This is a genomic window from Lactobacillus panisapium (assembly GCF_019469265.1).
Taxonomy (GTDB): Bacteria; Bacillota; Bacilli; order Lactobacillales; family Lactobacillaceae; genus Lactobacillus; species Lactobacillus panisapium.
Map to the genome: position 1 here is coordinate 1,527,170 of NZ_CP048268.1, position 12,061 is coordinate 1,539,230.

The 12,061-nt window shown below is 38.6% G+C and carries 16 protein-coding genes and 1 other RNA gene; all 17 read right to left on the reverse strand.

All coding sequences use genetic code 11. The features are described 5' to 3' along the window. Position 1 precedes the first annotated feature (1 nt). Positions 2-568 carry a ribosomal protein S18-alanine N-acetyltransferase gene (gene rimI, locus GYM71_RS07305; protein WP_220219989.1) on the reverse strand — a complete coding sequence of 189 codons (567 nt, stop codon included), beginning with the start codon at positions 566-568 and terminating at the stop codon, positions 2-4. Continuing rightward, positions 552-1,292: a tRNA (adenosine(37)-N6)-threonylcarbamoyltransferase complex dimerization subunit type 1 TsaB gene (gene tsaB, locus GYM71_RS07310; RefSeq protein WP_220219990.1), complete on the reverse strand. Its 741-nt coding sequence runs from the start codon at positions 1,290-1,292 to the stop codon at positions 552-554. Before tsaB ends, rimI begins: the two co-directional genes overlap by 17 nt. 27 nt (positions 1,293-1,319) lie before the next feature. Next, a complete protein-coding gene (locus GYM71_RS07315) occupies positions 1,320-1,838 on the reverse strand; it encodes a folate family ECF transporter S component (RefSeq protein WP_103752475.1) in 519 nt (172 codons plus the stop codon). A 52-nt stretch (positions 1,839-1,890) separates the two neighbouring features. Beyond that, positions 1,891-2,628 (reverse strand): acyl-[acyl-carrier-protein] thioesterase, encoded by a 738-nt coding sequence (locus tag GYM71_RS07320; RefSeq protein WP_220219991.1) that lies wholly within the window; start codon positions 2,626-2,628, stop codon positions 1,891-1,893. Positions 2,629-2,642: 14 nt separating this feature from the next. Beyond that, the gene (rsmI, locus tag GYM71_RS07325; RefSeq protein WP_220219992.1) at positions 2,643-3,497 is read right to left on the reverse strand and encodes a 16S rRNA (cytidine(1402)-2'-O)-methyltransferase; all 855 of its coding nucleotides are present in this window, start codon (positions 3,495-3,497) and stop codon (positions 2,643-2,645) included. Positions 3,498-3,509: 12 nt separating this feature from the next. After that, positions 3,510-3,848, reverse strand: coding sequence for a DNA replication initiation control protein YabA (gene yabA / locus GYM71_RS07330; protein WP_103752472.1), 339 nt, complete (start codon positions 3,846-3,848; stop codon positions 3,510-3,512). 8 nt (positions 3,849-3,856) lie between these two features. Further along, entirely contained in the window at positions 3,857-4,717 is an 861-nt protein-coding gene (locus GYM71_RS07335) for a DNA polymerase III subunit delta (RefSeq protein ID WP_220219993.1), read from the reverse strand. After that, entirely contained in the window at positions 4,717-5,040 is a 324-nt protein-coding gene (locus GYM71_RS07340; RefSeq protein WP_103752470.1) for a cyclic-di-AMP receptor, read from the reverse strand. Before GYM71_RS07340 ends, GYM71_RS07335 begins: the two co-directional genes overlap by 1 nt. 6 nt (positions 5,041-5,046) lie before the next feature. Further along, positions 5,047-5,694, reverse strand: a complete 648-nt coding sequence (gene tmk / locus GYM71_RS07345; protein WP_220219994.1) for a dTMP kinase — start codon at positions 5,692-5,694, stop codon at positions 5,047-5,049. Positions 5,695-5,797: 103 nt separating this feature from the next. Continuing rightward, entirely contained in the window at positions 5,798-6,028 is a 231-nt protein-coding gene (locus GYM71_RS07350; RefSeq protein ID WP_103752468.1) for a YaaL family protein, read from the reverse strand. Further along, positions 6,028-6,627: a recombination mediator RecR gene (recR, locus tag GYM71_RS07355; protein ID WP_103752467.1), complete on the reverse strand. Its 600-nt coding sequence runs from the start codon at positions 6,625-6,627 to the stop codon at positions 6,028-6,030. Before recR ends, GYM71_RS07350 begins: the two co-directional genes overlap by 1 nt. Continuing rightward, the gene (locus GYM71_RS07360; RefSeq protein WP_103752466.1) at positions 6,628-6,957 is read right to left on the reverse strand and encodes a YbaB/EbfC family nucleoid-associated protein; all 330 of its coding nucleotides are present in this window, start codon (positions 6,955-6,957) and stop codon (positions 6,628-6,630) included. Positions 6,958-6,975: 18 nt separating this feature from the next. Next, complete coding sequence (gene dnaX / locus GYM71_RS07365) at positions 6,976-8,790, reverse strand: DNA polymerase III subunit gamma/tau (protein ID WP_220219995.1); 1,815 nt, start codon at positions 8,788-8,790, stop codon at positions 6,976-6,978. Positions 8,791-8,843: 53 nt separating this feature from the next. Further along, positions 8,844-8,943: signal recognition particle sRNA small type (gene ffs / locus GYM71_RS07370), an RNA gene on the reverse strand. 25 nt (positions 8,944-8,968) lie between these two features. After that, positions 8,969-9,499: a tRNA adenosine(34) deaminase TadA gene (tadA, locus tag GYM71_RS07375; RefSeq protein ID WP_103752464.1), complete on the reverse strand. Its 531-nt coding sequence runs from the start codon at positions 9,497-9,499 to the stop codon at positions 8,969-8,971. Continuing rightward, positions 9,499-10,119, reverse strand: coding sequence for a class I SAM-dependent methyltransferase (locus tag GYM71_RS07380; RefSeq protein ID WP_220219996.1), 621 nt, complete (start codon positions 10,117-10,119; stop codon positions 9,499-9,501). The genes tadA and GYM71_RS07380 overlap by 1 nt, the downstream gene beginning before the upstream one ends. 893 nt (positions 10,120-11,012) lie before the next feature. Beyond that, a complete protein-coding gene (locus tag GYM71_RS07385; RefSeq protein WP_220219997.1) occupies positions 11,013-12,005 on the reverse strand; it encodes a C40 family peptidase in 993 nt (330 codons plus the stop codon). Positions 12,006-12,061: the final 56 nt, after the last annotated feature.

Here is a 12,061-nt window from a genome sequence, read left to right on the forward strand (position 1 = left end):
ACTAATCACTTTCTTTATCATCAGGTGCCAAAGTAAGCACCATGTTTAACCCATCTTTATGTAAATCTTGGTAATAATTTGGTCTAACAAAATTAACGGTAAAGCCAAGACCTTGATACAACTTTTTAGCCACTTCGTTATCAATCCGAACTTCTAAAGAAATCGAATGACATCCTAATTTGCGAGCATAATCAATCATCAATTGCATCAAATAAGTACCTAGACCCTTTTTCTGCCAGGCTGGATCAACAGCAAGATTGGTTATATGTGCTTCAACCAAATTTAGCCTCATCCCAATGACCGCAATCAGTGCCGTCTTATGGTAGACGACTAAATATAAAGAGTCCTTTTTTTGCAATTCAAGTTGAAAAATTTCAGCTGCCCACGGCGTACGACCTTCGTAAGTTTTAGTCTCTAAAAAAAGAAGGTTGGCAATATCACTTTCTTTAGCACGCATTACCTGCAAAACATGTTTATCTAGTGTAAACATAAACGGTCTAAATGTAGGTTGAACCAATTTATTGCCTACGCGAGAAAAATGGCAAAATTGCTTAAACCTCTTCCACATAGTTACTATCTGCTTCAAACGGCTTGCCAGTTTTCTTATGCCAATCTACTTCGGCTTGTGTACGCCGCAAATACCTTGGTAGCAACTGATCCGGCTCAACAGGCTGCTCATCAATTGCCAATTTGCCGATAACTCCTGCATGGGTTACATTTTGCTCATCAGTACCAAAACTAACCGGTAAATCTAACTTATTGATAGCTTCTTTTTGCTTTTCAAAGCCCGTCCCAACAAAAACTACCTTTTCCAGTTTATGAGCTAGAGCATAATCCTTAACGGCTTTTAGTAATTTATCAATATGATAGTGACCGTCTTCGATAATATTAACTAATTGACCATTTTCTCTCAAATAAGCCCCTGCAAAAAAATTGTCATTTCGGGCATCAATACCTGCTACAATCAACGTATCTGTGTCTTGACAATTTGCCGCTAAAGCCTTCATAGTTGATACACCAACTGCTTGTTTGGCCAAAATGCTGGCAAACATCTTAATTGTTGTAACCCCAATCCGTAATCCTGTATAAGAGCCTGGTCCAATTGCCACTGCAAAGCGGTCAATGTCTTTGAGCTTAAGGTGATTCTCGGTTAAAATTTCAGCAATTAACGGATCAAGGTGTTCACTATGATTTCGTTTATCGTGTTCACTTTTTTCAACCATCACAGTAGTATCTTCATTTAAAGCTACGCTTAACTGATTAGTTGCTGTTGATACACTTAAAATTTTCATTTCAGATCATTTATCCCTTTCTCAAAACTACCTTCTAATTTTAACACGAGAAAGAGCCCGTAAAACAAAGTAGGTAATAATCATTTCCAGCCAAGGCGCAATTGCTTCTTTAGGAACTCGCTGAATCAAAGCCACTTTAAAGTCCATGCCATACAAAAAGTGCAACCACAAGGTATTCATCCCTAAGTTAACTATTACCGTTACCAGCAATGTCGCCAATATGATCCGCCAGATTTTTACCGGTTTTTTATACAGAATTAAACCGTAAATAAGCGGGCCAACCATAGCACTTAAAGTGAAGCCAATAAAAAAGCCCCCCTGGTTAGCAAATAAGGCCGATGAAACTAAATCGCTAATTCCGCCACCGACTGCACCCCAAACGGGACCAAACATATAACCTAATAAAACACTACCAATAAAGCCCAAACCAATATGAACAATTGTTGTACCAATCGTGAACCGACTTAGCACAATTTTAATGGCAACAACAAATCCCAAAAGGACTAGATCACGCAATTCGACCTTAAACATTTCCTTTGTAGTCATTTGCAGCACTTTCTTTCATTAATAAACTTGGTAATAGTATACCATTATCTCATTATAACTTGCGCCAAGTTAGTTCACAAACGGCTTTATCCTTTTTATCTTCATCGGCAATTGTGTGGTAAGACTTAATCTCATCATCAGTTTCAACTAGCTTTACGCAGGCAAACGGCTTTTGGCCGTAACGAACTTCGAGATTAAACTTAATGTCAATTGCACTGACTACATGATTTTTGAGAAAATCACGATCAAGCGTGTCAATAAACCAGTTAAAGTAATGGCCGTTAGTCAAATGATGGTTAGTATCTAGGTCATCATAACGAACACGGTACTGTCTCTTAATTGGATAATCTTCTTGCAACCGAATCCGCGGAAAACGGGGCAGTTTCTTTAATAATGGAACCCCAATTTTAGCCATCATTTCCTTGTCTGTCGAAACTAGCTTCCGCTTAGCTAAGTCAAATAAGACCCATTCACTCTGAGCAGTGATCAATTCATTACCTTCTTGATCACTGAACGAATAATCACGATATTCCAAAAAACGATTATAGCCAACCGGATCAGTTGATAAGGTAATGTTTTCATTTGGCTTCGGCCAGCGCTTGATATCAATATGATATTGGGTAACTACCCATCCGAGTCCACGTTTATTCAACTCTTCAGTACTACCCGCACCATTATCCAATTGATGCTCGGACACGCTCATCATTAGATCAATCATTGCGGGTATTTTTAAATGCTGATTTTCATCACATTCATAAAAATTTACTTGATGTTGTTCACTATACTTCATTTTTTGAATCCCCATTATTTCTGATGATAACGATCATATAATTCATTTTTAGAAACTTGGTTTGCCTGCGCAACTTCTTTAATGGCAGATTTTTTACTTTCTCCCTGATCAACACGCTCATCAACGAGTTCAATTAATTCAGGCCAAGACAATTGCTCAGTTTCCTCAGTATTGGGCGAAACCAAAATAACGAATTCTCCCCGTGGCTGGTTTTCAGAAAAATACTGACTTACCTCTTGAACAGTTCCCCGAATAAATTCTTCGTGAATTTTAGTCAGCTCTCTGGCAGCAACAATTTCACGTTCTGGTGCAAAAACAGTTGCCATATTACTTAAAGTTTTAACTAATCGGTGCGGTGCTTCATAAAAAATAGAGGTGCCATGAGCTTGTTCCATTTGAACAAAATACGGTTTTTGTTCTCCAGCTTTTCGCGGTAAAAAACCATAATAGGTAAAAGGCTGCGCGTCAAAACCGGAAGCAATCAGTGCAGTTGTGAAAGCCGAAGCCCCCGGTAACGGGACAACCGGGATGTCATTTTTAATACATTCCTGAACCAATACAAATCCGGGATCTGAAATAACCGGCATTCCGGCATCACTAATCTCAGCGATGACGGCCCCATCCTGCATCAATTTAACTAACTCCGGAGCGCGCTCTTTGGAATTATATTTATGAAACGACAGCATATGATTATGGACACCGATTTTTTCTAACAGAATACCACTAGTTCTAGTATCCTCAGCCGCAATATAATCTGCTTCTTGCAGAATTCTTTTTGCCCTGATTGTAATATCTTCCAAATTACCAATCGGAGTCGGTACTAAATAAAGTTTCCCCTCATTTTGAGCATAACTACTTTGCCGCTGCATTATATCATTCCCTTAATGTGCTTTCTTTTTTTCGCCAAAATTATCAAGAATATCCAAACAAAACATGCAATCCGAACTTGGATCACGGTGTGAGCCGTAATACATATTGCAAATATGATAGCCCGAATTATATATTTTGCGTAAAGACTCAAGACCGCTCTGCGTTTTGATTGCGTTATTATGTGCGTTATTCATCTTATCCATTTTTTCACGTAATAACTGATTTTCAACTTTCAGCTCTGTATTTTCTTTGAGCGTTTCTAAAATACTGTTTTCTAAGCTCTCGATTGTCTTGGTCATACTGACCATTGAATCATGGAGCTGCTCTAACTTTGAATAAGAATCTACCATAAAAACACCTACCTTTTCCATTGCAGAGCAAGATAATCAAGCAGATTGTGAAAACCAACATTGCTATAGCGCATCTTGTCAACTTCCAGTAAATGCTTCAACATTCTTGCCCCCGCCTGCTGGCTACCATTATTTAAATCCTGTTGAGCCATCTTTTTTAACAAAAGCAAGAGATAATTTTGCTCCGCTTTCCCTTTAGCTAAATCAGCGAGCTTGTGCGCGCTAACAAGTGCTAAAGAATTATATTCAAGCATTTCTTGGTAAAAATACTTACCTGCTTTATCCAAGTTGGTTGTATCACCTAATTCAGCAATTTCTTCCTGGTTAAAGCCATTTGCTAATAAAGCCGCCGTCCTGCCATCAGCTTTTTGCCCAGCAGAAAAATTAATAATCTGTGTTCGTGACCGCACGGTCGGTAATATTTGATCTGCATTATTAGTAATCAGAATTGTTACCACCGGTGCAATGGGCTCTTCTAGCAAATTAAGCAGAGCATTAGCAGCAGATAGCGTTAATTTTTGTGCATCATTAATTATGAAAAAGCGGACACTGCTTTGCACGGGACTTTTGGCTAATTCTTCTTTTAAAACACGAATCTGATCAATCCCTAGGCTTTGTTTGCCCTCAGTTGTAACTAATAAGACGTCAGGATTATTACCAGAAATAATTTGCTGGCAATTTTGACACGAACCATCTGGCTTATTTTCACCCGTACAATTAAATAGACAGGCTAGCCAATATGCCGTATTTAGAGCCTGCAATTCATTAGCATCGACAAATAAGTAGCTATGCGCTAATTTTTTTTGTTCGAAGGCATGCCGTAAAAATTCGGCCTGCTTAACGCCTCTTTGTGAAATATCAATTTTCATTAAAACTGTTTAAACTCTTCCACTGATAGCACAAAACAGGTTGCTCCCCCAACGGTAATCTTAACGGGCTGACTGCTGACATCAAAGCCAGTCATTGCCAAGTTAGGGTTTAAGTATTCCTCACGCCCCTGTGATTCGCCCTTAATAATTCGCATTACTTTTTTGACAAATTTATCTTCAATTCCAATTAAAAAGGTAGTATTTCCTTCACTTAAGAATCCACCAGTGGTTGCTAACTTCGTTGCACGAATACTTTCTTTGGCAAAAGCGTGCTGCAAACGGTTAGCATCTTCTTTTTGAACAATCGCAATTATCAACTTCATTTTAAATCAGTCCTTTAGCAATTCTCTTGGTATACAATTTTCAATAATTCTAACACATGCTTTTACCACATCATTAACCGGTTGATTGGCATCCACGACTTTGATCCGGTCAGGATGACTCTGATTAATTTCTTGGTAACCCTGGTAAACTTTTTGATGAAAAGCTAGTTTTTCTTGCTCCAAACGGTCTTCTTGACCAGCTCGCTCTTTAGAAATCCGCGCTAACCCGACTTGAGGCTTAACATCCAAAAAGATGGTCAAATTGGGCTCAATCCCGTTAGTAGCAAACTCATTAATCTGCTTCACGGCCGCAATCCCTAGGTCTCTGCCTGCCCCTTGGTAGGCCAAAGAACTATCGACAAAGCGATCAGAAAAGATGACTTTACCAGCCTTTAAAGCAGGAATAATAGTTTCCTTCATATGTTGGCTTCGCGAAGCAGCATACAGTAATGCTTCAGTTTTTGCACTCATTTTTTCATTAGCAGGATCTAAAATAAACTGCCGAATTTTTTCAGCGATTACTGAACCACCTGGTTCACGAGTCACTAGATATTGTGTTTTCAATTGTGGTGCAATTTGGGCAACCACTTGTTCTAAAACTGTGCTTTTACCGGACCCGTCTGGCCCTTCGAAACTAATAAAATAACTCTTCATAAAACTCTCCATGAGTCTATTTTACAAGAGTTCGTCCTATATGAACACCCCAACGTACTTTTAATTTTTAGTGAAAATAAAAAAGCCCTTAAATAAGAGCTTTTTATTCTGAAATTGCATTGGTAAAACCACTAAATCTTGTATGTCGGTGACGGGCTTCCTGATACAAAAAAGCATACTTGGCTAGCAAAATTTCATTTGCAATAATATTTTCTTCTGACATGTCGAGCGTGGTAGAATTAAGATTTTTTTCAATTGCAATCTCTTCTTGCAATTTTTCAATCGTTTCTGTTAGCCACTCATCGCCCATTTTTTTAACTTGATTGTGCGCCATTAGATTGAAGTTCTCCCTTGCACTGCACGTTTTAACGTAATTGAATTTGCGTATTCAATATCACTACCCACAGCAAGTCCCGCAGCTAAACGGGTTACCTTAATTCCAGCAGGCTTAATCAACTTGCTGATATACATTGCCGTTGATTCACCTTCCGGAGTAGAATTCAATGCCAAAATTACTTCTTTCACTTTATCCTGTTTTTGTAAACGAACAATTAGTGACTTAATGTTAATTTCTTCTGGACCAATACCATCCATTGGTGACAAAACACCGTGCAGAACATGATATAAGCCACTGTACTCGCCCATTTCTTCAAAGGCCATGACGTCTTTGGGCTGCTCAACAACCATAATAGTTGATTGTTCACGACTTGGATTACTACAAATTACGCAGGGATCCTGCTCAGTAATATTACCGCAAATAGAGCAGCGGTGAAGCTTTTCTTTTACTTCATTTAGAGCAGTACTAAAATCATGAACATCTGTGTCTGGCATATCCAAAGTGTAGAAAGCCAAACGAGTAGCCGTTTTTTCACCAATACCAGGTAATTTCATATATGAATCAATTAAGTGCGCAATTGGTGCTGGATATTGCAATTAAATCATACCCTTCGTATATTTACCTAAACTTGCTTGAGTTGCTTGATCAATTTCTGACAAACCTTTATTAACCGCATCAATAATTAAGTCTTGCAACATATCTGGGTCATCAGGATCAATTGCTTCTTTATTAATATCGATCCCCTTGAGTTTACGATCTCCGCTGAATGTGGCAACAACTAAATCATCGGCAGACTTGCCAACAAATTCTTGCGCAGTGATATTTTCTTGCTCTTGCGCCATTTGCTCCTGCAGCTTTTTAGCCTGCTTCATCATCTGTTGCATATTCATGCCGCCCATTCCACCAAAATTAGGTCTTTTACTCATTGTTTTCTCCTCTTTATTTTAATCCTTTACGTTTACTGTATCACCAAATAGGTCTTTCGCTTTCTTAACAACCTCGTTTTCCTTGTCGTCTGCTGGGTTGTCAGCACTAGAGTCCTGTTTGCGCTTTAACATTTCTTCACGGTGTGTTTGCAAAAATTCTTTGCGAACCGTAAACCAATCGCTATCTGGTACCAAAACAATTTGGTAGTCACGCTTGGTAAATTTAGCAATCTGATCCGTCAGTATACCTAATAAATCCTCATCAGAACTAGCTTTTTCAAACCACAAAGCATATTTACACTTCATTACAACCTGATCGGAACTGGCAGCAACTGGTTCTAAAACGTCTAGCAGTGCCCGTTGCGAAACAGCTAAAACTGACTGCAAATCAGGCCAAACATCTTTAATTGCCTGCAAATCCTTCTTGGTGGCATTTTCAAGCACATGATAAACCTGTTTGCGATTTTGTTCATCAGCATGCTTATTATTTCTGACTTTCTTAGGTTTCTTTTTAGTTTTAGCAGTTTCTTGCGTAGCTTTAGCAATCTTGCCACCAGAAACTGCGTTATCAAGATGAAAAATCCGGTCACTATTACTTGTTTGTTTTTTACCTAAACGAGTAACCTTTTCCGTTAAACTAACGATTTGCTTCTTTAAAGCCGTAACTTCCGCCTGTAAGTCAGAACCGTTTTTAGCTTGCTGATTATCATTAGAAACTGAAGCCGGTTCAGTTTCCTGAATAGTTGGCGCACTTAATTGCTGGCTATCCGTACTTTCAACCAAAAAGACCTCTAACGGAATCTGCTGCTGGTTAGTATACCGCAAATCATTCAAAGCGGTATTGGCAGAAGCAATTAATTGGAAGTAACGCTGATCAGGCACGTCCTTAATTTTAGCAATAAAATCTTCTGTTAAAAAATTGCTTTGATTGTCACTGCCAGCTTTAACGATCATTAAAGCTGCCGTTGCCATATCAATTAATTCATCCAAAATGTTTTTTGAACTAGCGCCATTTTTAAGCTCCGCTTGCGCCAAAGTTAAGGCTTGGCCAGCGTCTCTATCCAAAATCGCCAATAATATTTGCTCAATTTTTTCTTTTGCCGCAAAGCCAGTTATTTCAAGCGCAGCATCGTATTCGACCTTATCTTTTTCATAACTTAACAGTTGATCAAGGATGCTTAACGCATCACGCATTCCGCCATCGGCAACTTGCGCAATGACCGCAATCGCCTTGTCGTCATAGCTGATTTTTTCTTGATCTAGAATATACTTCATTCGTTTCTCAAGGTCAGTCTGCGAAATACGTTTGAAATTATAACGTTGTGTTCGCGAAATAATCGTCGCTGGCACCTTTTGCAATTCGGTAGTTGCCAAGATGAAGACCACATGCTCTGGCGGTTCTTCAAGCGTCTTCAGTAAAGCGTTAAAGGCACCCATCGAGAGCATATGAACCTCGTCAATAATGTAAACTTTGTATTTACCCTGCGTGGGTGCATATTTAACCTTATCACGAATTTCCCGGATCTCATCGACACCATTATTAGAAGCAGCATCAATTTCCATAATATCGGACATTGCACCCTTATCGGCAGCAAGACAATTTGCGCATTGATTGCATGGTTCGCCATCCTGCAAGTTGGTACAGTTTAAGGCCTTGGCAAAAATTTTAGCACAAGATGTCTTACCGGTACCACGCGGACCTGCAAAAAGAAAAGCATGAGAAATAGTGCCGCGCTTAATCGCATTTTTTAAAGTATTGGTAATATCTTCCTGGCCGACAACACTGTCAAAAGTGCGCGGCCGCCATTTGCGGTATAACGCTTGATAAGCCATTAATATTTCTTTCCTAGTAAAAAACTCTTAACTCTTCGAAAGAGTTAAGAGTTTGTAAATGTCTAATAAAAGGCACATGCCTGAGCGACCTTAGTGCTGCTACCTTCCGGTCCTGACACGCTTCAGAGGTCAAACATTGCCCAATAGATATACTAACTTATTTTGCAAAATTTTTCCACTAATTTGCGGAATCTTTTCCGATTTCCTGCTCATTTTTTAAAGCTTTTTTGGCTAATTTTTGTTTACGGCGAATTGCCCGGAAAAAATCCTTTAACATTTGACTAGCTTCTTCGCGGTACAAGCCGCGAATAACCTGGGGATGATGATTAAATTTACTGACGCTAAACAAGTCAACCACACTGCCTGCCGCACCAGCTTTGGGGTCCAAGGCGCCAAAGTAGACGTTTTTTATTCTGGAATTGATAATTGCTCCAGCACACATTGGGCATGGTTCGAGCGTGACAAACAAGCTACAATCGATTAATCGCCAAGTATTTAGCTCAGTGCATCCCTGCCTAATTGCCATCATTTCGGCATGTTGCGTAGCATCTTGATCGAGTTCGCGCCGATTATACCCTCTACCAATAACTCGACCATCTGGATCCACCAAAATTGCACCAATCGGAACTTCACCTTTTTCTTGCGCTTTATTCGCCTGCTCAAAGGCTAATTGCATGTACTTTTTCTTTTCTTCACTCGAAAAAGACATTAATTATTCACCGCCTGCAAAATATAGTAACCCTTGTCCCGATCTAAGATAGTGCAATTGCCAAAAGTAGCTTTTAAAAGCTTACGTGCACTTGGCTCACCCTGCTTTTTTTGGATGACAACAAGAATTTTGCCATTTTTAACCAGGTGATTTTTAGCACCCGATAAGATACTGGTAACAACACTTTTACCAGCACGAATTGGTGGATTAGTCACAATTAGCCCAAATTTTTTGTCATCTGCTATCTTCTCATAAACATTAGACTGATAAATTGCCACATTGCTTATTTGATTCATGGTGGCATTTCTCTTTGCTAGCGCCAAACCGCGCTCATTAACATCGGTCATCTCCACGGTTTGCTCTGGCCAAAATTTCGCAGCAAAAAGGCCCAAAGGACCATAACCTGCTCCGACATCTAAAATTCCTTTGGCGGGAAAAGAAACTTGGGCCATCTGCTTAATTAAAACGCCTGAACCATAGTCGACCCGCATTTTTGAAAAAACACCTGCATCAGTTGTGAATTTTAGGTCTATTCCAGCAACATGATAGTCAACTACGTGTTCATCATGCTCCGTAGTTGGATTAGCCGCATAATACATTTGATTTTTTTGCTCAGTCATAATTTTCTCGTTTCCTAAAACAGTCTGTTCTAGATAATTTTAGCGAACACAACGCTTTTTGCAAACAGGTTTACTTGATCATTAATAAAAAAACTAGTTGACTTATGGTTCTACCCCAAAGCAAACTAGCTAATTTTTTAATTTTTCTCGTAACTGTTACTTTAAATAATAAAAAGAAGCCAATTACTCTATTCAAAAGCGATTACCCAATTGACGCTTCTGATAACTAAATTTTAGCTTTAATAAATTACTTTATATGTCAGTTTGTCCTAATTTACGAGCTTCATTATGATGACTAGCAATGCTATAATTGTTGTAAGTTAAATGCTAAAAAATATAACACAGTACTCATAAGAATTAGAGGATTGCTTGTTTGGCATAATGCAATAATTTAAAAATAAAAATTCAGTAATCTAGTTACTTCGTTGACAATTAAAGGAAAAAATAATAAGATGAATGAGAGAAAGAAAAGCGGCGGGATCTCTACGGGGACCGCTACGGAGACAAAGGCTCCTCATCATATTGATGAGGAGCTTTCTTTATCATTGGCTTGAAGGAAAAATTAGGACAAAAGCATTAGAACTTTTTGCAACTTTCACTAGTTCACCAATTCAAGCTATTCTCATGCGTAATTTGATGTGAATTTTAACGTTAATATTTGTTAGTAATCTGCTTGCAGCAACTTTTTCTTTAATCCTATACCAGCATTAGTTTCGGTTACATCGTCATTTTTATGATTCGTCTTCAATTTACGTTGCTTTCCTATTATTATATTTAAGTTGTTTAATTACCTTTTGATATTAAATGATGACGCACCACAAAGATTAATAAAAACCCCGAAGTTAGGACAACTTCGAGGTTTTTTATTATGACTAAATTATGTTCAACATTTTTTAATTTTTTTCATGAACACTAACGGTTTTAGTTATTGGGAAAACCCGCTTAGCATAGTAATACCGTTTAAAGTTAGCTGGCCAAACCGTTACTCCAGCTCCTGGCCAAGAATGAAGAACTTTATTTTTACCAAGGTAAATCCCGATATGATAGCAAGCTGGCTTTGGCCGACCGTAGAAAATCAAATCTCCGCGTTTTAAGTGCTTTAAACTCACTGTTTGCAAAGTCTTGCTTTTAACGAAGGAACGGCAACCCCATTCATGTGTTGCATGCCACCGCGGATTAGCTGGCGACGGATCAATTCCGGTTGCGTACATGCATTGCATAACCAATCCAGAGCAATCAACGGAAGTACCTGGCTGTTTAGTCGTGAAATTAACCCACGCAGTTTTCGCCTTCTTATACTGATATCCGCGCTTAATAAATGCCTTTACGTAATCCTCTCTAGTTGAAGCATAATTGAGGCTTTTATCAAGGGGACTTGAGTAAAAGCCTTTAATGTGGAGATCTTTCATATGCAATTGACGATATTTAGCTGGAATTTGATAACGGCGAACTGTCGAAATCGTAATTTTATCACTTGTCGCTGCAGTTGCATCATTTGTTGCAGGAGCATATAAACGCCAAGTTGTCTTCAATTTACGATACCAGTTAGAAGGAAAAGTTAATTTAAAACTACCGGTTTCACCAGTTGTAAAAGTTTGGCAATTAACGTATTTTTTGCCGTTCCATTTTTGTAAATAAACTGTTCTTTTTTCTGGTGTATTTAGCATAACCTGATCAGTGATGTTGTCACCCGCAGTCCATTTATACTTAGTTGCTAACTGCTTAAACTCAGTCTCTTTATTAGTTTCCTGATTATTGTTTGACTGCGCTGCAGACGGCTGATCATTGGCAGTTTCAATATCCGCAGCCATCACAGTACTTGTAGTCATGTTTGCTACTAAAAAAATGGCGGCTAGGCTGGCAAAAATACGTCTTTTATTTTTCATTTTTTCCTCTTTTTATTTCATTACTCTAACATTTTCCAAAACCTATCATATCATAA